The following is a 24,405-nucleotide window of genomic DNA, read 5'->3' on the forward strand; positions in this document are numbered from 1 at the left end:
CAACCTCATTCCTTATACCTAAGTTTAATGTTACGTTTTTCTTTTTCAGTATATGTTATATTAAGTGTTTCAAAAACAGTCTTTAAGGCAAGGTCTAAGTTATTATGAGGAAAACTACCTGTATATATATCTTCTTGGTTTATGGCCTTTGTGTCAAAACTAATTTCATATTGATCCTCTAAAGCTCTTATAACATAACGCACAGGTACACTTTTAAACGTGCTTTCTCCATCTATCCAAGTTGGTTTTTTAAAAAAATTCTTAGTCTCCTCTGATGGGTAACCATTTACTTTTCTAACGGCATCATTTGGCAAGAGTATATGCTCAGATTCTAAGATTTTTACACCTACCTTGCCTTCATAGCATACTACATCAAAAAAATTGTTCTTAGAAATCACATTAAACTGTGTACCCAAAACCTTTACAGATCCATTATTAGTTTCTACAGTAAACGTTTTACCTTTTGCTACTTTAAAATAAGCCTCACCATCAAGGCTCAATACCCTTTCATTTCCCCACTGGCTTTCATTATATGAAACTTTAGATTTTGAATTTAAAATAACTTCAGAACCGTCTAAAAGAACAACGGACTTACTTTCGCCAAAACCTGTTTCAACTGTAATATCATTATTATTTAAAAACATAAACAAGCCAAATAACAAAACAATAGATGCCGCAATGCCAATGCCCCAATTAACATAAAGTGGTTTAACTTTTTGCTTTTTACTGGCTATTCTATTTTGAATTTTGGCAAAGTTACCATCAACAGAAGAATTAAGCCTTTCAGAGACTTCAATACCTTTTCTTATCTTTAAATAATAATTAAAGTCCTCTTCACTAACCAGGTTCTTCAATTCATTATCTGAAAGTTCCCCATCTAGCCATTGAGCTAAAAAGCTATCTGAATCGTTATTTGTATTAAATGTTTTCATACTTCTATATAGTTAATACAACTTAATGGGAAAAAACCCTACTTGTATTTTTAAATTAAACATTTCCTATTTCTTTTCGCATTACAACCAAAGCTTGATGCATACGTTTTTCTACAGCTTTTACAGAAATATTCAATTGCAGAGCAATCTCCTTATATTTTTTCTTTTCTATTCTATTCATCAAAAAAACTTCGCGTTGCTTTTCTGGTAGACTGGCAATTGTTGTTTCTAACTTTTGCATAAACTCTTTTTCTAGCATAATAAATTCTGGCGATTCATTGGTACGCTCTTTCATATTATGCTTATTAAAGTTTTGCACTACTTTTTGATGCTTAACAGCATTCAAAAACATGTTATTGGCAATACTATATATATAACTCTTTACTTTATTGTAATCAACATTACTGCAATTATCCCAAAGTTTAACAAAGACGTCTTGCAATATATCCTCAGCTTTATCTAAATCTTGCGTCTTAAAAAACAAAAAACGCCTAATCTCTTTTGCATAAGTATTATAAATGGTCTCAAAGGTTTTTGAGTGACAGATATTACGATTATCTTTAGCCATTAATGGTTTTGAAGTTGATATGCCAAAACTATGAAAAAAAAAACTTGAGAAAAAAGTAGGGTTTTTATTTTACAGGTTGTCTTACTATTGATTAGCCTCGATAAACTAATTTTAAACCTAAAAATTATTTGAAATGAAAAATTTAAAATTTACCTTCTTTAGCATGTTCATGGCACTGTTTTTAGTAACTGCCTGTACCAATAACGAACCTGTAGGAGAAGAAGAACAACAAACTGAGGAAAGTCAATCCATAACAGCTTCTTTAAATCAGTTAAGCACTCTGTTTAATGACAACGGAAACATAGAGCTATCTAACAATCCAGCTGGTAATATTGTTCTAGATTTCTGTTTTGACTTTGTATATCCATTAACATTATCGTATAACAACGGATCTACGGTAACTATTCAAGATTTAGATAATTTAGTTGATGTAATGCTATCTTCAACAGATGAATTATATATCGATGGGATTTCTTTTCCTTTTGATGTAGAAACATTTAATGACGATACTGATTCTATAGAAATCGAAACTATTGAAGATGAGGAGGAGTTCATCGATCTATTAGAAGATTGTGATTTTGATGAAGATGATGATGAATGTTATGAAGAATATGATCCTGTTTGTGTAGAAGTGACAAGCCCTAATGGTGAAACATTTATAGTAACCTATCCAAATGAATGTTATGCAGAATGGGACGGATTTGGTGATGATGACTTTTTAGATGATTGTGGAAGTGATTATTACGTTGGTGGTTTTGAGTGTTTTTCATTTAATTTCCCAATATCGGTTGTTACTGAAGATGGTGAAATGATCACTATTAATTCTGAAGAAGAATTGAGCACTGAATTATATGATGTCTATGTGTTTGATTTTGTTTATCCTTTTGCGGTAACAGTTTATGAAGACGAGGATGATGACGAAGAAGACATTGTAATTATTAATAGTGCAGAAGATTTTGAAGATGTATTAGAAGATTGCTACGATGACTATTATGATGATGACTATGAAGAATGCGAAGAATGTGAAGACGAACCTGTTAATCCAGTTTGTGTTGAATATACGACAGCAGCTGGCGAAACTATTGTAACTGCTTTCCCAAATATGTGCTTTGCAGAATGTGAAGGGTTTGCTGAAGATGATGTAGTTGATTGCGGAAACGGTAATAATCCTCAAACCTGTACTCTAGAAGATATTGAAAATAATCTAGTACAATGTGAATGGTATTTTTATACCAGTTTAGTTCCTGAATCTGAAGAAAACGAGGCAGAATTTACTTCTGATGGTGTTGTAGTAGTGTATTTAGAAAATGCTCCTTTAACTGGTACATGGGAGTTATCAAATAATGCTCTATCTAATGAAGTAACTATGTCTTTTGTATTTACCGAGCCGCTTGACACTATAGCCAACCTTGATTGGACCGTCATTCAGTGTAATGAAGAATACATTTTGTTAGAATCTGGTAATGAATATTTAGTTTTAGAAGGAAATTGTGATTAGTATAATAATTTAAAACAATTTCTTACAAACATAATCGATAAGTTGATTGATTTAAAAACCTTCAGAGTAATTCTGGAGGTTTTTTAATTTAAATAATAAAAGTTCAAAACACTTTATCACTAATAGATAGTTTTTGTAAATAGTTTTTTGTAATTTTATAGTCTAAATCAATTAAAATGACGATTACACAACTCAAATACGCTCTAGCCATTGCTGAGCATCAAAATTTTACTAAGGCTGCAGAGAAGTGTTTTGTAACACAGCCTACTCTTAGTACACAAATACAAAAACTTGAAGATGAGCTCGATGTTATAATTTTTGACAGAGGAAAAAAACCTATAGAGCTTACAGATGTAGGACGAAAAATAGTGTTTCAGGCAAGAAATATCGTTAATGAAGCCGAACGAATTCAAGATATAGTAGACCAACAAAAAGGCTTTATAGGAGGGGAATTTCGTTTAGGCATTATACCCACCGTAATGCCAACACTTCTGCCTATGTTCCTAAAAAACTTTATAAAAGCATATCCTAAAGTAAAACTAAAGATTGAAGAGCTAACTACAGAAGAAATTCTAACACGAATCAGCGATGGTCATTTAGATGCAGCCATAGCAGCAACACCTCTAGAGAGCGATAATATTAAGGAACGTGTATTATATTATGAACCCTTTGTGGCTTACATACCAGATAACCACAGGCTAAAAGACAAAAAAACCATTGAAATTGAAGATCTTGAAATTGAAGATATGCTTTTACTTGAAGATGGGCATTGCTTTAGAGACGGTGTCATTAATCTATGCAAAACTTTTAAAGACCAAATTGACGATAGCTTTCAATTAGAAAGTGGTAGTATAGAAACCCTGATAAAATTATCTAACGAAGGAATGGGAATGACGCTTCTTCCCTACTTACATACTTTGGACATAAAGGAAAAACTGAATCCTAATCTTAGACATTTTGCAGAGCCTTCACCTGCTAGAGAAGTAAGCATAATTTTCCATAAAAGCGAATTAAAGATGCAGATTATTGATGCGCTTCATAATTCTATATCTGGCATTATAAGGGGAGCAATCGCATTCAGTAATGTTGAAATTATAAGTCCTTTACCTAAATAAAAGAAACGGCCTAAAAGTGAACTAATTTGCCATTCAAAGCATAATAATACTATTTCAGACCGTTTCTTAATGTTTATAAAGCAAAATTTACATAAACTGAGAATCGTTGTTTAGATTCTACATTATCCCCAAACAAACTTTGATGAACTGGTAACGTATAACTAGCTCCAAAAATAAACTTCTCTATCGCCAACTCAGACCCAAAAGAAGCATTCAGAATATTACCATCTGTATCTTGTAGGGTTTCATCATATTGTGTTATAGAATCATATACATCACCAGACAAACCAACAAATGGCATAATATTCATTTTATCACTAAGAAACACAGTATATAAGTTTACCGAATAGCTAAACTGATCACCAAATTGGTATTCGTTCTTATTCTCTCCTTTAAGATAGTAGCTCATCAAAGTATTTACACCGATCTTATCACCACCATAATTGTAGCCTAATGAAAAAATTCCATCAAAGCTCCCTGTACCAACCTGAAAACCCGGATTTACGTTATCGGCAAGTTCCTCTTCAAACTTTCCCGTTGGTAATTTTACGCCCAATCCGAATTGTAAGGAATGACCCGATGGTTCTTTAGGTGAATTGTAATCTACTAATGTAGAGTCAGATGACTTCTTTTTATAAAATTGAAGTCTATACCAACCAATGGCACTTATATCTCCAAGACCATTAAGATTGTCTTTATTACCTTGAAAATTTCTAGTTAAATCTTGATAAGGCACATTCGCCGTTACAAAAAATGTATCATTTATTGGTACTTGAGCCCAAAGCTGATAGGTATTAAATACTTCTTCACTCTTAGGCGAGTTTTCAAAAATACCATTCCGTGATTCAAAATCTTGATAGATATAGCGTACACCAACAAAGTTAGCATTGCTTAATGTTCCAAATCCAAAACTTCCGCTACTTGTAGAACAACCACAAAGATCGCAAAACCAAGCTTCTGGATTAAAATCATGGCAGCATTTGTATTTTGTATTTTTAGCACTTACAGTAATACTGACAAATAAAAGAGCAAATGCAACAACTAAGGGCTTAAAATCCTGAAAAACGTTCATCTTCTAAAAATTCGTAATCGGTTAAAGTTCTTAAAAAAGCTATAATGCTTTCTTTTTCGTATTCATTGAGTGTAATGCCATACGTACCATCTTCTCGTAGAAACTCATCATCTACATTACCATTATCTACCATGCCAGAATCGTAAAAATCCAATACTACCTCTAAGGTTGAAAATCTGCCATCGTGCATGTACGGATAGGTTTTCTCAATGTTCCTAAGACTTGGTACTTTAAATTTATATAAGTCATCAGGGTTTTCTAGAACATCAAAACGTCCTTTATCATTAAGCTGTGGATTTATTGGTAAACCATTATTTCTAAAACTATGGTCTGTAAACAAATCTGTTGCATGGCAAGACGAACATTTATTCTGAAATGTATTTAAACCATCCAACTCAATTGTAGTTAAAGTTACATTTCCTTCAGCTCTTACATATTTATCGTATTTTGAATTTGAGGAAATCATAACCACCATAAACTGGGACAACGCCTTTAGTATATTTTCGGTATTGACTTCGCCATCTTCAAAAGCTTTGGTAAATTGATCTTGATAATAACTATCTGATCTTAGCTTTTCTACAACATTACTCAAACTTTCTCCCATTTCTAACTCACTCGTTATTGGAATTATAGGTTGCAAGTCTAAGTGTGACGCAGCTCCGTCCCACATAAAAGAATTTTGAAAAGCCAAATTTTGAATAGGTTGTGCATTTCGCTTACCTATACCTCCATTGACACCATGACTGAGGTTATGACCATGATGTGTAAAAGCAAAAGCTTGCTCATGACAAAAAGCGCAATCTATAGCATTGTTAGAAGATAGTCTTCCTTCGTAAAATAAATTCTTACCCAGTCCAAAACCTGCTTCAGTAACAGGATTATTCTCAAGATTATAATTTATTTCTGGAAAGTTAGAGGGCAACTCCACTTCCATCTGTACTGATTCATATTTTGCCAATTTCGAATTATCAGAACACGAAAAAACAAACAAGATAGCCAATAGTATTAAGCTAAATTTTCTCATAATCAATAATTTATTTTAACATCCCAAGGATCATCGAATGTTATGCTGAGTGCAGTAAAACCAAAGTACAACGCATATCGTATACCTTGACTGCACCCAGCAAAACAAACTAAATCCTAAAAGATCTATTACTATTGATTAATCGTTATGAACATGATGAACCTCAAACATGGTCTGCACATTTGCAGCTACTACTGGTGTTGTATTTGCATCAGTATGTACTTGATCGTAACCATCTGCAAAGTTTATTTCGGAAGCTCCATTAAACACTTTCGCAATATCTGCTTTAATATGAATTTCTGGAGTTTTGTCCTCTCTAACCAATATAGTATTAGGTAAACTCATGGTTATTTCCCTATAGTTATCTAATGAGGCACCAACGCTTCCCATATGAATGTTTAGTGGCTCATCACTAACATTGGCAGTAGAAAACGTGCCATCGAATCTCACAAATTTATAGCCAGAGGCCCAAGACCACATCATACCTTCTTCTGATGCTAAATCCAAAAAGTCTCCTTGACCTTCAGCACCCAATGCAAAACGTTCTTGATCTACACCCAATCCAAAAGTGATTTCAGTATAGTTTGCAGCATCAACATCGGTTAAAACAACCCAGATTTCTCCAGCATTATTTCCATCTGCTTCATTTACAATAAATATATTGTCTTCTTCGGGATACATAAATTCATTCCCTTCATTATCCTTAACTCTTATATTGCTTACAATATATTTAAGTGTTGTTAATTGAAATGATTCGTCGTTAGATTTATTATAGGTTGTACCAAAGATAAAATCCTGGTCACCCACAGCATTATCAAACTTCAATATTAAATCGCCTTTTTGGCCTGTTAAGTCTTTGTTATTACTGTCATCATCAGATGAGCAACTTGTAATTATAGCGCACACGAGTAGCGCAAATGTATATTTTAGTAATTTCATTTGTATTAATTTTATTTTGTTGTAAAGTGTTTTTTAGGTTGAAAAACCTAACCAGAAAAATAAAATTATGCTATTGGAGGTTTAAAATGAAGATACACAAAATTAAATGTATAATTTGGAACATATGATACCATATTCTCCCTGTCAGTGTAGAAGATTTTTGCATTTAAGTTGACCGTAGAAAACTTTTCTGAAAATACAGGGAAAAATGAATCGTACAAACTCAATATAGCTTTTCCTTCATCATCTGCTGTAGTCGTAGTTGTTAATTGCTTAGCTAAATGACATTTTCCATTACACTGAAGTTCTGGCTTGTCCTTATTAACACAATATGTTTCAATAATGTAATCTATATTTAACTGATAATAAAGTACATTACCGACGAAGTAAATCGGACGTATGGCAAATGATAAAAGTAATATGAAAATTACTATGCTTTTCAACTTCAAATTTTAGGCAAAGATAAGTTTAGGAATTAAAAAAAGCGACTAAAAAGTCGCTTTTCTCTATGCTTTTAAATAAATTAAACATTGATTCAATTCTGGGTTTTGATTGATTAGAGACTGAATAAAAATTCTTAATTCCTCTAGTTCGTGGGGCAGCAAACGCTTTACTGCTTTTTGCACTTCTTTACAGAATAATGTCGCATCAAAACTAACCTTGCTAAGTATAGTTTTGGTATACTCATACATTGCTCTCGCCATAGGTAATTTTAAGTTTAAGGTTTAACAAAAAGTAAATTTTTCTCTATAGGCTATTGTTTCAATTGAATCCCTAAGATAGAAAAAAAACAAATTTTATTTAAAGAATCACATAAAGTTTAACAGCTTATTATGTTAAAAGTTATAATTACCCGTTGAAGGTTGTTTTAAGACAAAGGTTATTCCCACAACATAACGTACTGATTTACTTATATTTAAAAACTAAAACCGATTATCACCATCTAACAAATCTCCTAGACCGCCAAGAATACTACCTTCACCCTTAGAGTTACCGCCAGATTTTGGTGCTGATGCCAATACACGACCAGCCAATCTACTAAATGGTAAAGATTGTATATACACTTTTCCAGGTCCGCGTAGCCTCGCAAAGAATAAACCCTCTCCTCCAAAGATGGAGTTTTTGATACCTCCAACAAATTCAATATCATAATCTACACCTTGGGTAAACCCTACCAAACAACCCGTATCTACCCTTAGGGTTTCGCCGGTTTGTAATGTTTTTTCTGCCATAGTACCACCTGCATGTACAAATGCCATACCATCACCTTCTAACTTTTGCATTATAAAACCTTCGCCACCAAAAAGACCCCTTCCTAGTTTCTTAGAAAACTCGATACCAACACTAACACCTTTAGCGGCACATAGAAAGGCATCTTTTTGGCAAATAAACTTACCTTTGAATTCATTTAAATCAATAGGTATAATCTTACCTGGATATGGTGAGGCAAAAGATACATTTCGTTTTCCGGTAAGATCATTGTAAAAAGCAGTCATAAACAAACTCTCGCCTGTTAAGATACGTTTACCTGCTCCTAATATTTTACCTAAGAAGCCTTTATCTTTTTTAGATCCATCACCAAAAATGGTATCCATTTTTATACCATCATCCATCATCATAAAACTGCCCGATTCTGCAATAACCGCTTCTTGTGGGTCGAGCTCAATTTCTACATATTGCATTTCCTCACCGTAAATACGGTAATCTATTTCGTGGGAGTTTCTGTCACTAAAATCTGGTAATTTTTCCATAATATATTTTGGTTTGGTACTGAACTATGCTCAGTATAAATTGATTCAATTATAAGTTGTGCTACATTACATTTTGTTACAATTAATAAAAAATTGCCTGTTTCGACTGTACCCAGTAAAATTTAACTTTTAATTTTCAAAGTCCATTCAAAATTAAAAGAGGATACCTCTACTCCATCTTTATTCATTCCGTTAGAGCTTAACCATACGGTTTGTCCTTCACCTGTTTCAATGGCTCTAGCGATGGCTTCGTCAATTTTTATACCTTCGTCACAACTAAAGGTAATTCTGCCCGTAGCTTTTTTAGTAAATGAAGCATTATTATTAGCCACCAACATAGACACTTTTTTACCACTTTCTCTAATCTTTTTCATCACCAAAGCACCAGTTGTCAACTCAGCAGCCATACCTTGAACCGCCCAAAACATAGAGTTAAATGGATTTTGATTTATCCATCGGTGTTTTACGGACACTACGCAAGAGATATCGTCTATATGCTTGGTTCTTACACCTGTAAGATAAGCTGCAGGTAGCTTAAACATTAGAAATGTATTGAGTCTTGATGGTGAAATCTTCATATTAAATAGTTATAATTTCCACTAAAATAATTGAAATTTTCCAACTCAGCTAATGTTAATAAAATGTTAATTTTTAGTACTATGCGTAACATAATACCTTTTAAAAGACATATATTTGTATAAGCAACTATTATATACTTTTAAAATGGTAGACAATCATCATAAAAATTTAGCAACATTTATACATCTTTCGACATTTTCAAGATTTCTGATTCCTTTCGGAAACTTTATAGGGCCAATAGTATTATGGGCTGCAAATAAAGACAAGTCAGAATTTGTAGACCAGCATGGTAAGCAAGCTATAAATTTTCAAATCAGTGTATTACTCTACGCTATTGTTATCGGTACGATTAGCGTTCCGTTTTTCATCTTTAAATTATTTGATGGCATGGATGTTATAAACTTTCATGGGCTTCACGATTTTCACATCAATGTAGGCGAACCTTCTCCTCTATTATATATAGGAGGTGGACTTGGAGCTTTGGCAATTATTGCATTTATCATAGAACTGGCACTTATTGTAAAAGCTAGCTTGTCTGCCAGGGATGGTAACCTATATAAATATCCATTGACCATCAATTTTCTAAAATAACATTCATCAATAATCAATCAAAAAATGAACAGTTTAATCGAATTTAAGACTCTTAAAACATGAAGATAGAAAACACAAAAGCACAAATGCGTAAAGGAGTGCTGGAATATTGCATCTTATCCATCTTAAAAGATGAAGATGCCTATGTTGCAGAAATTCTGGGCACACTAAAAGACGCTAAAATGCTTGTTGTAGAAGGAACCATATATCCACTATTAACAAGATTAAAGAATGCTGGGTTACTCAACTACCGTTGGGAAGAATCCACATCTGGACCGCCAAGAAAATATTATGGCCTTACCGAAACAGGAAAACTGTTTCTTAAAGAGTTAAACACCACTTGGAGTGAATTACAAAATGCAGTTAACCTAGTAACACGTACAAAAACAACAAAAAAATGAATAAAACAGTCAATATAAATTTAGCAGGTATATTCTTCCATATAGACGAAGATGCATATCTTAAATTATCACGCTATCTTGAGGCTATAAAACGTTCATTTACAGACTCTCAAGGTCGTTCAGAAATTATAGCAGATATAGAAGCTCGTATCGCTGAGTTATTCTCAGAGCGTATACAAAACGAAAAACAAGTTGTAGGTGTTAAATTGGTTGATGAAGTCATCACTATAATGGGGCAACCAGAAGACTATCTTGTAGATGATGAAATCTTTGAAGACGAACCACTTACAAGAACATCTTACGATTCTAGATCTACAAAAAAACTATATAGAGATACTGACAACTCTTATATAGGTGGTGTAGCAGCAGGTTTAAGTCATTATCTAGGTATTGAATCCATTTGGATGCGACTCATATGGTTACTATTAGCCATAGGGTCTGGAGGCACATTCATATTCATATATCTCATATTTTGGGCTCTTGTCCCAGAAGCTAAAACCACAGCCGAAAAACTGATGATGACTGGAGATGCAGTGAATATCAGTAACATTGAAAAAAAAATTAAAGACGGCATTGATTCGGTCTCAGAAACCGTAAAAAATGTTGATTTTAAAAAACACGGTGAAAAGCTAAAGGAGGGTTTTGATACCGTCTCAGACAACATTTCTGACACGGTAAAAAACGTTGATTTTCAGAAGCAAGGGAATAAGCTAAAATCGAGTTCACAAACATTTTTCGAATCTATCGGAAGCATTATCATGTTCTTCCTTAAAGTTATCGCCAAGTTTATTGGAATTATATTAATTATAGTTGGTATTAGTACTCTACTAAGTTTAATTGTTGCATTCTTTACGGTTGGAGTTACCGATGTGGTTTATTTTCCCGGAATGGATTTTATAGACGCAGCAAATGCAGCAGACATACCTAAATGGTTGATGTCAATGTTATTATTCTTTGCCATGGGAATACCTTTCTTTTTTGTATTCTATCTGGGATTGAAAATTTTGGTAAACAACTTAAAATCAATAGGTAATGTAGCAAAATTCACTTTATTAGGTCTATGGTTAATAGCAATCATTGGATTGGTGATTATAGGATTTAAGCAAGCAACCGAACATGCTTTTGATGCCAAAACTACGATAAAGGAACAATTAAACATCACAGAAAACGACACCTTAAGGCTAAGCATGTCTAACGACACTTACAACGACTACTATTACAGACGAAACAACCATTATAAATTAATTGAAGATGAAAATGGTCGTATTATTAAGTCCACAGATATAAGACTTGTTGTTAGGTCTACCAAAGATTCATTAGCGTCGATCGTATTAGAAAAACAAGCACGAGGTAGTAGCTATAATGCTGCAAAATCGAGAGCGCAGAACATCAATTACAATTATGAGTTAAGCAATGGCAAACTCTTGTTAGATCCTTATTTAACAACGGATATTGAAAATAAATTTAGTGATCAAGAAGTCTTAGTGATGCTTTATTTACCAGAAGGCACAGTTCTTTATGCAGATGATAATACATATAGTTTTCATCGAAACTCAAGCTATTTCAATGATATTTTAAATAATGGTATGGAAGAACACTACCTAAAGATAATTGAAGATGATACCGAATGTCTGGATTGTGAAGAGAAATTAAATGAAAATGAAGATGATTTTGAAACCTCAGCAGAAAAATTGTCGTCCAATGAAGAAAAACCAGAAGTTAGGCTTAAAATAGATGAGGATGGTGTAGATCTAAAGGTCAACGACAATTGAAGCCTAAAAAATGACAGTTCAGTAGAATAAAATCTAAATCAATCAAAAAGCTACAGACATTTGTAGTGTAATCATCAATCAAAAATGAATCAATCAAAACTAAATCAATTAATCTATACCAAACTTGCTTTGGTATCAAAATCACTTATGCTGAGCCTTATCGGATTCCTTATGGTTTCTGGTATTGCTTCAGCACAAGTAAACAAAAACTCTCAGATTTTTAAAACACTTAAAGTTAAAGACAGTATCCTTTTTAAAATAGGATTCAACAAATGTGAAGTTGAAAAAAGTGCAGCGTTAATGTTCGACGATTTAGAATTCTACCACGATAAAGGTGGAATTACTAATTCTAAAGAGGAATTTGTAAAAACAATGAAAAATGGAATTTGTAGAGAAAACAATCCTGAAAAAGTTTACCGATTCCTTGTTGAAGAAAGCTTAGAGATTTTTCCGATGTACAATAACGGAAAGCTTTACGGTGCATTACAAAATGGCAAGCATTTCTTTTCAACTGATAAAAACATGACTTATAACAAAACTGATAACTATGCTTTGTTTTCGCATTTGTGGATCATTGAAAATGATAAATGGAAATTAAAGCGTGTTATAAGTTATAATCATGTAGCAAAGGAGACTAAAAATAATACTGTTAAGTATACTGTGCCTAAAGATATTTTAGAAACTTATTCTGGAAAATACATGGCAAAAACTGGTAAAGCAACAATTTCTGTAAAGAACAATACTTTGCAACTTAATGCAGGTGAAATGGTAGTTGTATTAAATGCTAAGTCAGAAAATATATTTGCTCATCCAAAAGCACCATTAACTTTCGAATTTGTGAAAAATACCAAAGGAAAAATAATCAAAATGATTGTTAGGGAAAACGGTAAGATTGCTGAAGAAGTAAAAAAAATAGAGAACTAAATATCAATTAAAATAAATCATCCTGAAACATTTACACTAAGTATAGTACAAATAAGTTTTCAGGTTAAAAAATTAGAAATCATGAGTACATTAACAAGAGTAGTAGTCACAAGCATTTTAAGCATCTTAATGCTATCCTGTAATTTTCCTCTTGGAGCAGGAATTGACGGCAACAGAGACGTGGTCACTGTAGACAGAAGCATATCTAGTGACTTTGAGTCCATAAAAGTGAGTCAAGGTTTAGATCTTTACATCACACAAGGTAACGAGGTTACATTAAATGTTGAAGCCGATGAAAACCTTCACGAACTCATTATGACTGAAGTGGAAAATGGCACCTTAACTATTTATACAACAGAAAACATAAGAAGAGCAGCTTCGAGAAAGATTAACCTTAGTATTACTGATATTTCAGCAATTAAAGCTACAAGCGGTAGCGATGTGTTTTCTACAAATACTATAGAAGTTGATGATCTAGAACTAAATACAACAAGTGGAGCAGATATGAAGTTAGACGTAAAGACCAAAACATTAAATGCCCACTCTACAAGCGGAAGTGATATAAGACTTAGCGGAACTACGACTTTATTGATTGCAGAGGCAACAAGTGGAAGTGATATTAAAGCATCTAATTTAAAAGCTGAAACCTCTAAAGTAAAAGCTACAAGTGGTGCTGATATTTCTGTTAATACATCTAAAGAGTTAACAGCCAGAGCAACAAGTGGCGCTGACATAAGGTATTCTGGTAGCCCTGAAAAAGTAGATAAATCCGACAGTTCTTCTGGTAGTGTAAGGGAAAATTAAATATAGACAAATCCGCAACTATTACATTCATTTTTTACCTAATAACAATTTAATAACCAATCAGTTGTAAACCGTTTCAAATTCTTTGTGGAGTTTGGGACGGTTTTTGTATATCTTTGTTTAACAGCTCTAAAAGTGACATAATTATTTGATTTGTGTCTTATTAATAGTGAAATAAAGAAAATACATGAAAAAATTATTACTTATTCTAGTCGCAATTATGGTTGCTGCACCAACTATAATAGCACAAGAGAAAATAAAGGGTGATAGAAATGTAACCATGAAGCAAACGTATATTGATGATTTTGAAACGATTGTTGTTGATGGTAGTTTTTCTATCGAAGTGGTTTATAACAGTAAACCTTCCGTAAGCGTTGAAGCTGATGACAATCTGCACGAAGTCATTCAGTTTGATGTCGTTGATGGCGTACTAATGTTTGTAGAAACCATGCGTATCACTTCAAAAAAGAAGCTCAATATTACAGTGAATTACGGTGATGCCCTCAAGCATATTGAAACCAAAGGTGATGGTGAGATTAGGTCATTAACTTCAATGGAACTTGGTGATGCGACTTTAACCACATCGGATAACTCAAGAGCCTATTTGAATATTAGAGCAAAAAATTTTGTTTATAAAAGTTCGGGGAAATCTAAAACACGTTTAAACCTTACCGCAGATTCCACTAAGGTTGAGCTTAGTGATAACAGTAAATTAGATGCTCTAGTAAATAGTAAAGTGGCAGACTTTGACCTGTACTTACGTTCCGACGCCGTTATTGAGGGCAAAGCGAATAATTCTGTAATTCGATTAGACAGCTCTACAAATTTTAACAGTCCGAAATTCGATGTTAATACTGTTGATGCAATTTTAGAAGATAATAGCGATTTAACGATAGCATCAACCGAGAGTATAACTATTGCTGCTTCTGGTGATAGCGAAATTTATCTTTATGGAAGTCCGGCTATAACCATCACAAAGTTTGAAGATACTGCAAAGCTTCAAAAGAAAAAGAGATAAATCAAACAAAAACAGTCTATACATAACACAACAAAAGCCGAAGTTAAAACTTCGGCTTTTGTTGTTTTTATACCTCACCGTTAATTATAGGTAGACGTTGCTACTTCAAAATCTGCATCCTTAGCGGCTAAATAACGCTCTGCATCTAAAGCTGCCATGCAACCTGTTCCTGCAGCAGTAATTGCTTGTCTGTAAACATGATCTGCAGCATCTCCACTTACAAACACACCATCTACATTGGTTTTACTCGTACCTGGCTTAGCATTAATGATATAGCCTGTTTCGTCTAAATCTAAATAATCTTTAAAAATATCTGTATTAGGCTTGTGACCAATAGCAACGAAAAATCCCGTAGCTGGTATCTCAAACTTTTCATCAGTTAGATTATTAAATACTCTAACTCCCGTAACGACTTGTCCATCTCCTAATACCTCATCAGTTTCGGTATTGTATAAAATTTCTATGTTTTCGGTATTCTTCACACGGTTAGCCATAATCTTTGATGCTCTAAATTCATCACGTCTTACAAGCATGGTTACTTTTTTACAAAGTTTAGATAAATAATGGGCTTCTTCACAAGCGGAATCACCTGCTCCAACAATAACAACTTCTTGGTTTCTGTAGAAGAAACCATCACAGACAGCACATGCAGAAACGCCACCTCCAAGTTTTAGATATTTTTGCTCAGATGGCAATCCCAAATATTTTGCAGATGCACCAGTAGAAATAATAATTGTAGATGCGTGTATTTCGGTTTCACCATTTACCCAAACTTTATGAATATCTCCAGAGAAATCTACTTTGGTAATCCAACCATGACGTACATCCGTACCAAATCGCTCAGCTTGTTTTTGTAGTTGAGTCATCATCTCTGGTCCAGTAATTCCATCAGGATATCCCGGAAAATTCTCAACATCATTAGTTGTGGTTAATTGACCACCAGGTTGCTCACCTTGGTAAAGTACAGGAGCCATGTTAGCTCTAGATGCATAAATAGCAGCTGTATAACCAGCAGGTCCAGAGCCTATTATTAAACATTTTACTTTTTCAATTGTATCTGACATATCTTGTATTTTATCACACAACAAAAGTAGGTTTTTTGGTTAAATCCTTACACAGAAGTTATTAACACTAACTATCACACCATAAAAATTGTTAATTGCTTTATTTTCTCAATTTAATTTATTAATTTTTAAGTGTTTAATAGCAAAATCTAACCTATCATGAAATCTAAAATTCTAATTTTAAGTATAGCATTGTTATTAGTTTTAGCATGCAAAAATGAATCAAAAAGTAATATTGAGTTTGTAGATGTTGAGTCTACAGAACTCAAAAATGACACTAGCAGTCTCAAAGGCACATGGGAACTTACTGGGTTCTATAATTACAAGGATAACATTGTTGTGGACTCATTTGAAATGAATCCAGAATTTAGACAACTTAAAATGTATACAGACACTAAAGTGATGTGGTGCAAACACAGACCTGCAGATTCTTCGGAATGGTTTGGCTATGGTACATATAACTATGAAGATGATAGGCTTATCGAAATCTTGGATTTTGGCTCTGCTGTAATGGATGAGGTGATTGCAGAAAAGAAGGAATTTACATTTGAATTAACATTATCTCCTAATAAGTTTCAGCAAATAGAAATGGATGAAGATGGCAACAGAATTTATTCAGAAAATTATGTAAGAGTAGAATAAAAGAAGAAAAGCGAATTCATAAGAGGAAATTCGCTTTATCTACTAGGGTAACCAACCCTCTACTAAACTAATAAAAATTGTGAATTTTTACTGCTACTAACTAAATTCAAATCAAAAATACAGTATAGCCGCAGTTGTAAATTGCTCTATAGCATCTAAAGTTTGCTCTATTAATTTTTTGACATCTAATTTAATTCAGTAACTAATATTTTGAATTTTAAAGCATATCTTTATGGCAAATACATTATAAGAATATGTATAAGTCTGTGACCCTAAAAGCTGACAATGGAGTTGAGATCATTAAACTTCTATCAGAAAATATCAACTCTTCCATTGAGAAAGAGAACAACGAATACTGTGTTTCCATAACGGATGAACTCGGCTCTGGCCATGTTAAAGCCATAAACTTTGACAATGGTGTATCGGTCATAGAAGCAGACATGCTGGTTAACAAGTCCTTTAGAATTCAATTTAAAAAAGATAAGCTCAACCCATTAGTGTTATTGTTTAACACCGAATCTGCTGTTGTGCATTCGGACACCTCAGAAGATAAAAAAAATACTATCGAGCGTTTTGAGAGTTTAATGTTCTCTAATGACATGAAGGACTACAATTCGCTTATGATCTCTAAGGGTAAACCTACTAGCTTCATAAAAATATTCATCAACAGAAAAGAATTTGAAAAAAAATTAGATGAGTTTGTTGATAATATGAGTATCGACCTAGAATCATTGTTCAAAGATGTAAATGGTGTCAATTTTTTTAATTATAAAGGTCATTATACATTGGACATTTCTGAGGCAATTGATGCTATTAAAAATTGTGAAACCGAAGGATTGGTAAGATCTCTGTTTATCGAAGCCAAAACTTACGAAATTCTAACACTCCACTTTCAGCAATACACAGATGATCTTAATGATCCTGAAAAAAGGCAAATCTTAAGAAGATCTACCATTGATAAGATCGAAGAGGCTGCCACACTTATAAAAGACGACTTGGCTACAAACTTTAGTGTCAATCAATTGGCAAAAAAAGTGGGGGTCAATCAAAATACTCTTCAATCGGGTTTTAGACATTTGTTTAGCAGTTCCGTTAGTGACTACATAAGAGAAAAGCGTATTGCCAAAGCCAAAGAACTTATTGAATCCACAGATTTAAATATTACTGAAATTACGTATGCCGTAGGTATAAATTCCCGAAGTTATTTCTCCAAACTTTTTAAAGAAAAATACAAGTTAACTCCTAACGAATATCTAAAGCAGGTTAGGAAAGACCGCTCTGCTTAGACGAACTAATCTACTGATTTTCAATAACTTTAACCATTGTTTAACAATATAAGGTATAGGGTAAACAAAAACAGCGCAATTATGTTAGTCTTTGTTTCAATATTGTTAATGTAAAACCACTCCATTTATTTCTTTTGTAGCACAAAAATAATTTAATACCACTCATAATTTTGAGTTTATTTATTAGGGGAATTAGAGCATGAAAGAAATAAACGTTGATTTATCATTTAACCAACCCATAATTGAGCAAATTAACAGTAGTTTAAAAGGTAAAACTGAAAAATCCTATAATGAGCATACTTTAAACTTTGACAGCAGTATTGGTAAAGGTACCATTAGAAATATCATTTTTGAATGGGGAATTTCCTTGTTGGATTATGACGTACACTTTAATGAAGATGTTAAATTTGTATTTAAGCTATCGGACTCAAATCCAATAGAATTTTTATTTGTCTCTGAAGGTAATCTGTCATACACCTCAGAACGCTCTGGCAAAGACAGTAATCTTTTAAAGTTGCAGCGTTACCAAAATATAATTTTATCAAATCTACCGAACTCCAATAATACATTTATCTTCCCAAAAGGAGAAGATATCAAATTGAATGTCATTCAAATTTTGGGTAATGAATATTCAAACAAATCGAATAACTATATAGATACGCTGCAAAAGTCATTACGCTCAATTATAAGCGGACAAGAGCAGTATCTTCCATACAAGCATTTGGGCAATTTCAATCTAAAATTGGCTGATATTGTAGAAAGCCTAAATGCTGAGGGTAATGATGGTATTGTACGATTTCTTAATATTGAAGGGCAATTAAACCTTATACTTGCCTTACAAATTCTTGAGCATAAAAGTTATGAAAATAAATTAACGCTACCGAACTCGCTCTCTAAAGTTGATTTGTCTAAAACCAAGGAGGTTAGTAAATACATCAATGACAATTTACAAGAAACAAATACTGTAGCAGAATTGGCCTCTATGCATGGATTTAGCCCTAAGAAAATGCAGACAGGGTTTAAACTTTTATACGGTAAATCCGTTAATGAATATATTAGATTAAAGAAATTAGAGCTTGCTAGAGAACTCATTGAGGATACAGATTATTCAATATCCGAAATTGTCTACCAAATTGGTTACAAGAGCAGAAGTTATTTTTCTAAGATTTTTTTCGAAAAATATAATATTCTCCCCATAGATTACAAAGAGAAGGTGAAATCGGAGAAGGTCACTTCAGAGAAAGGATAGGTAAATCTTCGTAATGTGCTTTCTTTAAAATATCATCAAAAATGATGTTGTTTTTATAAAACTCTTTAGATATAGTATGAGCCTTTAATTCTAATCTATTAAGTGATTTGAAGTCATCTTTTGTAAAATCATTTTCGGGGTTTAACCATTGTATATAATGCTTTGTACTTAAAGCTATGGGGAATTCTTTGCCCAAGTTGTGTACTTCGTTGAGTTCGTTCTCCAAAGCAGATGTAATGATACTTACCGATAAAAAGCCATCATTTAGCTCAGAGTAAACACCAGCGATGGCAAAAGGCATATGGTTTTTTTCGTAAACATAGAAAGGATATACCTTACCATTATATACATAAGACGTAAAAAAGCCTGTTACTATGATTGCACAGCGCTGCTTATTCAGCAATGAATTTACCCAATTGAGCGTATCTATTTCTTCTATAGAGATATTTAAAGTGTTGGTTAGGTTTTGAAAACTCTCCCAACCTTCCTTAAAATTTTGAGGTAACAATCCCCAAATAGCATAGTTAATGGTGCTAGGCTCACTCATCGTGATGATCGGCAACGATTTTTCCGATAAACCGTTAATTAATTGAGAGGTCTCATAAAGCAATGGAAATTTAAAACTGGCATCAAAAGCATCCTCAATGGCTGGCAAATGGGCTGTATTTGATAATTTATAAAACATTCCTTTTTTCTTTGCAAGGAAGTGATTTTTAACATGTTGTATTATCTTATATACACTAAAAAGTACCCCAAAAAAAAAATTAACAAATCATTAGTAACATTACATTAACGCATTTAGGGGCGTAATAGCGTTAAACAAATATCTTATTATGTCAAACTTATATAATCTATAAATTAATTTTACATAACAGGAAAAACCATTTTTCTGTTTAATAATAATAAGATGAATCATTCTGTATTTTCTTTATCCAAAACGCTTGAAACTATAGAGTTAGATCACTTACGTGGGAGTGAGCTTAAATCACATATATATGATTTTAACATCCCAAATCAACTCGGCAAAGGTATTATAAGGTTTTTAAAACTAGATCTCGGATTTAGAGTTGTGGTCTTGGATTGTATACTTAAAACTAACGTACAGTTAAATCTTTACAATACCAATAAGAAATTTCTATACTTTGCCTACTGTACAGAAGGACATGTGTATCATAAATTTAGTAATGAAGTAAAAATTTCAAATATTGAAGAGCTTAGTTTATCTATTGTGGGTAGCAATAAGGATAAAGACAGTAGTCTTCTTTTAAAACACAACAGGCCTATTAAGCTTCACCTTGTCTGTATAGACCAAAGTGTGTTTTTTAAAGAATTTATTCCCATAATACCTTTGGAAAAGCAGGCCGTTTCTAAAACAGACGAATTAATAAAAGCCCTGGATAAACTAAATGATTATGTATATAATTGTGCTATAAACTTGAAATTTGCCGAGCAACTACGTGCACTAAGACCTCTTGAGGTCGCAGATGAATTTATAGAATTACTTGATATAAAAAGTTATTATCTACATGTGTTATCATCTTATCTAAACGAATTCTACAAAGAACTTTATGTAGAAAGATCATCGTCCAAGTTAAATACCTATGAGCTACAACAAATTAGAAAAGCTTCAGAATTTATAACAGACAACCTTGAACACCAGCATAGCATAAAATCGCTTTGCTTGCAGTCTGGACTTTCACCAGCCAAACTACAAGAAGGTTTTAAATCCATGCATGGTACAACAGTTTCGGACTTTATACGCAACAAAAGATTAGAAAAAGCCGAAACATTATTTCTTACAACAGATCACAACGTTTCTGAAGTTGTGTATATGGTCGGTATTACAAGCAGAAGTTATTTTTGTAAAATTTTTAAAGCAAAATATGGGTGTAGTCCTAGCTATTTTAGAAAAAGCGAGCCCAAGCAAACCAAAGGCTTAAAAATTGAGCGCTAAAAAAACGAGCTTCTAATTAATTATCTTTCACTACAATTTTTAATAAAGATAGTGCAGATAGCACAATAAACACAAAGAATAAAACTTTGGCAATACCTACTGAAGCCCCAGCCATACCACCAAATCCTAAAATACCAGATATTGTGGCAATAATAACAAATGTAATTGTCCAGCGTAACATAATCTCTAATTTTAAGTTATGAGATTTGGCTTTCAAACCTATAATCTTAAAGTTAGACTTAACTAGATAGGGGGTCTTGCTCAATTAGCAAAATTAATAACACATAAAAAAAATCAAATAAAAAGGACGCTCATATCCGAGCGTCCAAAGTTAACCTAAATCCTCTAGTAAAATACTAGTGTAAATCTTCTAGTGAACGGATTTTAGACAATCCACTTTCAATGGTGTTTTTTTGAGCTTCTAAAATAGATTTAGTGCTTGTTGGTAGGCTTGTTTCGCTAAGCACTTCATTATATTCGCTTACGGCAGATTTTTCACCTCTAATGGCTTCCTCTAACATAGATTCTGCGTTATCGCTAGAAAATAGATTCTTAACATCCATCCATCCTCTATGTAATTTACCAGCAACACTGCCTCCTTTGTCCACATCTTGGTTAAAAGCCTTTATTTCCTGTTTTAATTCGTGTCCAAAGTTATAGCGTTCTTGAGCTTTGTTATCAAAGTATGATTTTAAATATGGGTTCTCAACATTTTCTGACGCTTTTTTAAATCCTTTCTCTGCGTCGTAGGTTTTCTCTAATAAATCATTAAGCTTATTGCCTACTTCTTCTGTGTAAGTATTCATTATTTATAGTATTTTTTAGTTGTAAGTAATTTGCTTTTAAGATGCTTACTTTTTTACATCTAAGTACAACTTAAAAGTTGACTTATGTAAATTTAGCATAAGAAATTCTGGAGTATTAATTCAAAACCTTTAGATATTAACCCTAAAAATTAGACTACAGGTTTATAGGTTTCTATTAGGTTTAACATTGATGATTCCGAGGCTGCAAGACCTTCATTTTGTTCAGAATTATGGTAAGAAAAAAAAGGCTCAATTGAGCCATCGAGATAACTTTCGTTTATCATCGGGTGAACGTAATATTTTCTTAAAACATTTCTGGTGTTGCCCAATGCATGAGATGCAGTATCGATTGCTTTTAAGATATTTTTTTGGGCAACAGACTCATCTTTTGCTATTCCGAGTTCTTTTAGGGTTTCAAAACAAATTTTGCTTGCTCCCCAAGTTCTAAAGTCCTTGGCCGTAAAAAGCTCACCCGATATATCATGGATGTAATCATTAACCATGGTGCTATCCACAACATGCTTCTCACCATGTTTATCAAAATATTTAAACAATTCCCAGCCAGGTATTTCCTCGCATTGCTGAACCAACCTTATCAGTTTTTTATTTCTAAGGGTGACACTGTGTTCTTTTCCTCGTTTACCTATAAACTCAAACTTTAATCGGTCTTTGTAAATATCGAGATGTTTGGACCTTAAGGTCGAAAGACCGTAAGTATGATTGTTTTTTGCATAATAGGAATTCCCAATTCTTATATGTGTTTCCTCCAATAATCTTAAGATAAGTGCCAACACTTTAGATTTGTTCCACACTTTAGATTCTAAATCTTGTTCTACTCTACTCCGCAATTTTGGAAGACGCATACCAAATGTATACATCTTATAAAATTTGGTCCTGTTTCTTAGTAGGCTCCAGTTGGAGTGGTATTTGTATTGTTTCCTGCCTTTTTCATCTCTACCAATAGCTTGGATATGTGCATTGTCTTTGGATGCAATCCTAACATCTTGCCAAGCAGGTGGGATTACAAGCTTATCAATTCTAGAAATTACTTTTTTGGATGTTATGGGTTTCTTTTTGTAGACGTAGACAAATTGATCTTTATCTCTGAGTCTTTCTATATTGAGAATACGATCTGTGGCATATACCAAATCAAAACTATCGATAAAGTTTTCGGGTTCGTTATACAAACGTTTCGCGAAATCTAAATCGATAGTTCTCTTCTTCATAGTATTTAGTCTAAAAATCTATCTATGCTCTTGCATATAGTCATTGTATTTGTTGGCCAAGTCTTCTTTTTGTTTCTCCGTAAATGCTTTACCCGCCAATTGAAAAAACTTATGCTCCTCATCTTCTAGATGATGCTCAACTTTTTCCTTAAGATTCTTGGCTATTTTTAACCAAGCAGAAGAGTCTTGCTCTGTATCTTCGAGTTTTGCAACGAGCTCATCAATCTCATGATGCTCCGCAATACCATGCCTCGCATGTTCTTGCATCATATCCACAGGTATTAGAGGTTTATAAAAATGACGTTCTTCACCGTTGGCATGTATTTCTAGCTCGTGCTTCAATTTTTTAAAAAGTGAGTATCTCACTTTTGTATCACCAGAAGTTTCAACTATTTTATCCAATAAGTCTCTTTGGATGTCGTGATCTTTTCTAATAGCTTCAAATATATTCATGAGAGATTATAATTGAGATTAGTCTGAATAAATTGAAGTGTATCCGTCACCCAATGCAGACTTTAAATCCTCCATGGACTTAAAATATCTATGCTGAGTATTAAAAACTCTATCTGGTCTTTCTCCAATGATATAATGCTTAACGTTTAAATCTGGTGCGTTAAGTGTTATTTGGTCAGAAACTCTCATCTTCTTATCATCAATAGATTGATCAGTGGCCTCTAATTCGGAAATAACATACAGATTGTTGCCTTTAGCCCAGATTTCTTTAATTTCTATATCATGCTCCATACCACTTACCTCAGCTTCGACCATAAGTGTTCGTTCTTCTTTTTCACCATACTTATCATCAGAATCGTTGGGCATATCAACATCGATATAAGGCACTTCGATCTCCTCTTCTTCCATTACAATAACCACTTTAGGAATTTCAACTTTTTTGGTTGTGGTGCCTACATTTACATCTGCCCATTCTACATCAAAGGTCGGTAACTGACCTTCCTCGACATCTACATCAACTTCCGGAAGCTCAGCTTCTTTTTTCTGATTAATATCGCAACTTACTACTAAAGTTCCTATCAAAAGGAAACATAATATTCTTTTCATCATAATGTTATTTGTTTGGTTATTAATTTTGATTCAATGCGAAAGTAATGACCATCACCAAATAAGATTAGCTCTAATCATTTAAAAATTAGCCTAAACAATATCATTGCTTTAAACACCATAAAATATTC

General features: G+C 33.1%; 28 protein-coding genes. 12 read left to right on the plus strand and 16 right to left on the minus strand.

The features are described from left to right. Window positions 1–5: 5 nt before the first annotated feature. Both KCG49_RS01295 and KCG49_RS01300 read right to left on the minus strand, forming a co-directional pair. On the minus strand, window positions 6–932 hold the full coding sequence (locus KCG49_RS01295) for a FecR family protein (protein WP_218544368.1): 927 nt from the start codon (window positions 930–932) through the stop codon (window positions 6–8). A 55-nt stretch (window positions 933–987) separates the two neighbouring features. Beyond that, a complete protein-coding gene (locus KCG49_RS01300; RefSeq protein ID WP_218544369.1) occupies window positions 988–1,500 on the minus strand; it encodes an RNA polymerase sigma factor in 513 nt (170 codons plus the stop codon). A 133-nt stretch (window positions 1,501–1,633) separates the two neighbouring features. Here KCG49_RS01300 and KCG49_RS01305 point away from each other — a divergent pair, with 133 nt between their 5' ends. Both KCG49_RS01305 and KCG49_RS01310 read left to right on the plus strand, forming a co-directional pair. Further along, window positions 1,634–2,998 carry a hypothetical protein gene (locus KCG49_RS01305; RefSeq protein WP_218544370.1) on the plus strand — a complete coding sequence of 455 codons (1,365 nt, stop codon included), beginning with the start codon at window positions 1,634–1,636 and terminating at the stop codon, window positions 2,996–2,998. A 176-nt stretch (window positions 2,999–3,174) separates the two neighbouring features. Continuing rightward, entirely contained in the window at window positions 3,175–4,113 is a 939-nt protein-coding gene (locus tag KCG49_RS01310; protein ID WP_218544371.1) for a LysR substrate-binding domain-containing protein, read from the plus strand. A 73-nt stretch (window positions 4,114–4,186) separates the two neighbouring features. On the opposite strand, the gene KCG49_RS01315 is transcribed toward KCG49_RS01310, so the two are convergent. From KCG49_RS01315 to KCG49_RS01345, 7 genes are all read right to left on the minus strand, one after another. Beyond that, window positions 4,187–5,185, minus strand: a complete 999-nt coding sequence (locus KCG49_RS01315; protein WP_218544372.1) for a transporter family protein — start codon at window positions 5,183–5,185, stop codon at window positions 4,187–4,189. Beyond that, window positions 5,163–6,209 (minus strand): cytochrome-c peroxidase, encoded by a 1,047-nt coding sequence (locus KCG49_RS01320; RefSeq protein ID WP_218544373.1) that lies wholly within the window; start codon window positions 6,207–6,209, stop codon window positions 5,163–5,165. Before KCG49_RS01320 ends, KCG49_RS01315 begins: the two co-directional genes overlap by 23 nt. Window positions 6,210–6,347: 138 nt before the next feature. Next, the gene (locus KCG49_RS01325; RefSeq protein WP_218544374.1) at window positions 6,348–7,148 is read right to left on the minus strand and encodes an MbnP family protein; all 801 of its coding nucleotides are present in this window, start codon (window positions 7,146–7,148) and stop codon (window positions 6,348–6,350) included. A 65-nt stretch (window positions 7,149–7,213) separates the two neighbouring features. Beyond that, window positions 7,214–7,591, minus strand: a complete 378-nt coding sequence (locus tag KCG49_RS01330; protein ID WP_218544375.1) for a hypothetical protein — start codon at window positions 7,589–7,591, stop codon at window positions 7,214–7,216. A 63-nt stretch (window positions 7,592–7,654) separates the two neighbouring features. Next, window positions 7,655–7,852, minus strand: coding sequence for a hypothetical protein (locus KCG49_RS01335; protein WP_218544376.1), 198 nt, complete (start codon window positions 7,850–7,852; stop codon window positions 7,655–7,657). Window positions 7,853–8,071: 219 nt separating this feature from the next. Then, complete coding sequence (locus KCG49_RS01340) at window positions 8,072–8,899, minus strand: TIGR00266 family protein (protein WP_218544377.1); 828 nt, start codon at window positions 8,897–8,899, stop codon at window positions 8,072–8,074. A 122-nt stretch (window positions 8,900–9,021) separates the two neighbouring features. Further along, window positions 9,022–9,477: a DUF4442 domain-containing protein gene (locus tag KCG49_RS01345; protein ID WP_218544378.1), complete on the minus strand. Its 456-nt coding sequence runs from the start codon at window positions 9,475–9,477 to the stop codon at window positions 9,022–9,024. 145 nt (window positions 9,478–9,622) lie between these two features. On the opposite strand from KCG49_RS01345, the gene KCG49_RS01350 reads away from it, so the two are divergent. The 6 genes from KCG49_RS01350 to KCG49_RS01375 all read left to right on the plus strand — a co-directional run bounded on the left by KCG49_RS01350 (window position 9,623) and on the right by KCG49_RS01375 (window position 14,988). Further along, window positions 9,623–10,069, plus strand: a complete 447-nt coding sequence (locus KCG49_RS01350; RefSeq protein WP_218544528.1) for a DUF4870 domain-containing protein — start codon at window positions 9,623–9,625, stop codon at window positions 10,067–10,069. 59 nt (window positions 10,070–10,128) lie between these two features. Next, on the plus strand, window positions 10,129–10,470 hold the full coding sequence (locus KCG49_RS01355) for a PadR family transcriptional regulator (RefSeq protein WP_218544379.1): 342 nt from the start codon (window positions 10,129–10,131) through the stop codon (window positions 10,468–10,470). Continuing rightward, the gene (locus tag KCG49_RS01360) at window positions 10,467–12,242 is read left to right on the plus strand and encodes a PspC domain-containing protein (RefSeq protein ID WP_218544380.1); all 1,776 of its coding nucleotides are present in this window, start codon (window positions 10,467–10,469) and stop codon (window positions 12,240–12,242) included. Before KCG49_RS01355 ends, KCG49_RS01360 begins: the two co-directional genes overlap by 4 nt. An 84-nt stretch (window positions 12,243–12,326) precedes the next feature. After that, a complete protein-coding gene (locus KCG49_RS01365; protein ID WP_218544381.1) occupies window positions 12,327–13,166 on the plus strand; it encodes a DUF4440 domain-containing protein in 840 nt (279 codons plus the stop codon). Between the two features lie 81 nt (window positions 13,167–13,247). Beyond that, the gene (locus KCG49_RS01370; protein ID WP_218544382.1) at window positions 13,248–13,970 is read left to right on the plus strand and encodes a head GIN domain-containing protein; all 723 of its coding nucleotides are present in this window, start codon (window positions 13,248–13,250) and stop codon (window positions 13,968–13,970) included. 187 nt (window positions 13,971–14,157) lie between these two features. Further along, a complete protein-coding gene (locus KCG49_RS01375; RefSeq protein ID WP_256259811.1) occupies window positions 14,158–14,988 on the plus strand; it encodes a GIN domain-containing protein in 831 nt (276 codons plus the stop codon). A gap of 80 nt (window positions 14,989–15,068) precedes the next feature. Here the strand turns inward: KCG49_RS01375 and trxB are convergent, their stop codons facing one another. Then, window positions 15,069–16,052, minus strand: coding sequence for a thioredoxin-disulfide reductase (gene trxB, locus KCG49_RS01380; protein ID WP_218544383.1), 984 nt, complete (start codon window positions 16,050–16,052; stop codon window positions 15,069–15,071). Between the two features lie 159 nt (window positions 16,053–16,211). Here trxB and KCG49_RS01385 point away from each other — a divergent pair, with 159 nt between their 5' ends. The 3 genes from KCG49_RS01385 to KCG49_RS01395 all read left to right on the plus strand — a co-directional run bounded on the left by KCG49_RS01385 (window position 16,212) and on the right by KCG49_RS01395 (window position 19,229). After that, a complete protein-coding gene (locus KCG49_RS01385) occupies window positions 16,212–16,694 on the plus strand; it encodes a hypothetical protein (RefSeq protein WP_256259813.1) in 483 nt (160 codons plus the stop codon). Window positions 16,695–16,948: 254 nt separating this feature from the next. Then, a complete protein-coding gene (locus KCG49_RS01390) occupies window positions 16,949–17,980 on the plus strand; it encodes a helix-turn-helix domain-containing protein (RefSeq protein WP_218544384.1) in 1,032 nt (343 codons plus the stop codon). A 199-nt stretch (window positions 17,981–18,179) separates the two neighbouring features. Beyond that, on the plus strand, window positions 18,180–19,229 hold the full coding sequence (locus tag KCG49_RS01395; RefSeq protein ID WP_218544385.1) for a helix-turn-helix domain-containing protein: 1,050 nt from the start codon (window positions 18,180–18,182) through the stop codon (window positions 19,227–19,229). Here the strand turns inward: KCG49_RS01395 and KCG49_RS01400 are convergent. Continuing rightward, the gene (locus tag KCG49_RS01400) at window positions 19,210–19,914 is read right to left on the minus strand and encodes an SOS response-associated peptidase family protein (protein ID WP_218544386.1); all 705 of its coding nucleotides are present in this window, start codon (window positions 19,912–19,914) and stop codon (window positions 19,210–19,212) included. The genes KCG49_RS01395 and KCG49_RS01400 overlap by 20 nt on opposite strands. A gap of 222 nt (window positions 19,915–20,136) precedes the next feature. On the opposite strand from KCG49_RS01400, the gene KCG49_RS01405 reads away from it, so the two are divergent. Then, window positions 20,137–21,183 carry a helix-turn-helix domain-containing protein gene (locus KCG49_RS01405; protein ID WP_218544387.1) on the plus strand — a complete coding sequence of 349 codons (1,047 nt, stop codon included), beginning with the start codon at window positions 20,137–20,139 and terminating at the stop codon, window positions 21,181–21,183. Between the two features lie 16 nt (window positions 21,184–21,199). Here the strand turns inward: KCG49_RS01405 and KCG49_RS01410 are convergent, their stop codons facing one another. From KCG49_RS01410 to KCG49_RS01430, 5 genes are all read right to left on the minus strand, one after another. After that, window positions 21,200–21,448: a DUF1328 domain-containing protein gene (locus KCG49_RS01410; RefSeq protein ID WP_439901091.1), complete on the minus strand. Its 249-nt coding sequence runs from the start codon at window positions 21,446–21,448 to the stop codon at window positions 21,200–21,202. 91 nt (window positions 21,449–21,539) lie between these two features. Then, window positions 21,540–21,989 (minus strand): ferritin-like domain-containing protein, encoded by a 450-nt coding sequence (locus KCG49_RS01415; RefSeq protein ID WP_218544388.1) that lies wholly within the window; start codon window positions 21,987–21,989, stop codon window positions 21,540–21,542. 149 nt (window positions 21,990–22,138) lie between these two features. Further along, on the minus strand, window positions 22,139–23,215 hold the full coding sequence (locus tag KCG49_RS01420) for a DNA topoisomerase IB (protein WP_218544389.1): 1,077 nt from the start codon (window positions 23,213–23,215) through the stop codon (window positions 22,139–22,141). Window positions 23,216–23,233: 18 nt separating this feature from the next. Then, entirely contained in the window at window positions 23,234–23,668 is a 435-nt protein-coding gene (locus KCG49_RS01425) for a hemerythrin domain-containing protein (RefSeq protein ID WP_218544390.1), read from the minus strand. An 18-nt stretch (window positions 23,669–23,686) separates the two neighbouring features. Beyond that, window positions 23,687–24,277 (minus strand): hypothetical protein, encoded by a 591-nt coding sequence (locus KCG49_RS01430; protein ID WP_256259815.1) that lies wholly within the window; start codon window positions 24,275–24,277, stop codon window positions 23,687–23,689. Window positions 24,278–24,405 lie beyond the last annotated feature (128 nt).

Origin of the sequence: Winogradskyella luteola (genome assembly GCF_019203985.1) — a bacterium.
In the GTDB taxonomy this organism is placed as follows: domain Bacteria; phylum Bacteroidota; class Bacteroidia; order Flavobacteriales; family Flavobacteriaceae; genus Winogradskyella; species Winogradskyella luteola.

Excerpts from the sequence above, each read along its gene's own strand:
- KCG49_RS01395 (WP_218544385.1), top strand. The coding sequence starts at position 18,180 with ATGAAAGAAATAAACGTTGATTTATCATTTAACCAACCCATAATTGAG.
- KCG49_RS01370 (WP_218544382.1), top strand. The coding sequence starts at position 13,248 with ATGAGTACATTAACAAGAGTAGTAGTCACAAGCATTTTAAGCATCTTA.
- KCG49_RS01335 (WP_218544376.1), bottom strand. The coding sequence starts at position 7,852 with ATGGCGAGAGCAATGTATGAGTATACCAAAACTATACTTAGCAAGGTT.
- KCG49_RS01390 (WP_218544384.1), top strand. The coding sequence starts at position 16,949 with ATGTATAAGTCTGTGACCCTAAAAGCTGACAATGGAGTTGAGATCATT.
- KCG49_RS01425 (WP_218544390.1), bottom strand. The coding sequence starts at position 23,668 with ATGAATATATTTGAAGCTATTAGAAAAGATCACGACATCCAAAGAGAC.
- KCG49_RS01405 (WP_218544387.1), top strand. The coding sequence starts at position 20,137 with ATGAATCATTCTGTATTTTCTTTATCCAAAACGCTTGAAACTATAGAG.
- KCG49_RS01355 (WP_218544379.1), top strand. The coding sequence starts at position 10,129 with ATGAAGATAGAAAACACAAAAGCACAAATGCGTAAAGGAGTGCTGGAA.
- KCG49_RS01365 (WP_218544381.1), top strand. The coding sequence starts at position 12,327 with ATGAATCAATCAAAACTAAATCAATTAATCTATACCAAACTTGCTTTG.
- KCG49_RS01350 (WP_218544528.1), top strand. The coding sequence starts at position 9,623 with ATGGTAGACAATCATCATAAAAATTTAGCAACATTTATACATCTTTCG.
- KCG49_RS01420 (WP_218544389.1), bottom strand. The coding sequence starts at position 23,215 with ATGAAGAAGAGAACTATCGATTTAGATTTCGCGAAACGTTTGTATAAC.
- KCG49_RS01315 (WP_218544372.1), bottom strand. The coding sequence starts at position 5,185 with ATGAACGTTTTTCAGGATTTTAAGCCCTTAGTTGTTGCATTTGCTCTT.
- KCG49_RS01345 (WP_218544378.1), bottom strand. The coding sequence starts at position 9,477 with ATGAAGATTTCACCATCAAGACTCAATACATTTCTAATGTTTAAGCTA.
- KCG49_RS01325 (WP_218544374.1), bottom strand. The coding sequence starts at position 7,148 with ATGAAATTACTAAAATATACATTTGCGCTACTCGTGTGCGCTATAATT.
- KCG49_RS01340 (WP_218544377.1), bottom strand. The coding sequence starts at position 8,899 with ATGGAAAAATTACCAGATTTTAGTGACAGAAACTCCCACGAAATAGAT.
- KCG49_RS01305 (WP_218544370.1), top strand. The coding sequence starts at position 1,634 with ATGAAAAATTTAAAATTTACCTTCTTTAGCATGTTCATGGCACTGTTT.
- KCG49_RS01300 (WP_218544369.1), bottom strand. The coding sequence starts at position 1,500 with ATGGCTAAAGATAATCGTAATATCTGTCACTCAAAAACCTTTGAGACC.
- KCG49_RS01415 (WP_218544388.1), bottom strand. The coding sequence starts at position 21,989 with ATGAATACTTACACAGAAGAAGTAGGCAATAAGCTTAATGATTTATTA.
- KCG49_RS01320 (WP_218544373.1), bottom strand. The coding sequence starts at position 6,209 with ATGAGAAAATTTAGCTTAATACTATTGGCTATCTTGTTTGTTTTTTCG.
- KCG49_RS01430 (WP_256259815.1), bottom strand. The coding sequence starts at position 24,277 with ATGATGAAAAGAATATTATGTTTCCTTTTGATAGGAACTTTAGTAGTA.
- KCG49_RS01295 (WP_218544368.1), bottom strand. The coding sequence starts at position 932 with ATGAAAACATTTAATACAAATAACGATTCAGATAGCTTTTTAGCTCAA.
- KCG49_RS01400 (WP_218544386.1), bottom strand. The coding sequence starts at position 19,914 with ATGTTTTATAAATTATCAAATACAGCCCATTTGCCAGCCATTGAGGAT.
- KCG49_RS01310 (WP_218544371.1), top strand. The coding sequence starts at position 3,175 with ATGACGATTACACAACTCAAATACGCTCTAGCCATTGCTGAGCATCAA.
- trxB (WP_218544383.1), bottom strand. The coding sequence starts at position 16,052 with ATGTCAGATACAATTGAAAAAGTAAAATGTTTAATAATAGGCTCTGGA.
- KCG49_RS01375 (WP_256259811.1), top strand. The coding sequence starts at position 14,158 with ATGAAAAAATTATTACTTATTCTAGTCGCAATTATGGTTGCTGCACCA.
- KCG49_RS01360 (WP_218544380.1), top strand. The coding sequence starts at position 10,467 with ATGAATAAAACAGTCAATATAAATTTAGCAGGTATATTCTTCCATATA.
- KCG49_RS01385 (WP_256259813.1), top strand. The coding sequence starts at position 16,212 with ATGAAATCTAAAATTCTAATTTTAAGTATAGCATTGTTATTAGTTTTA.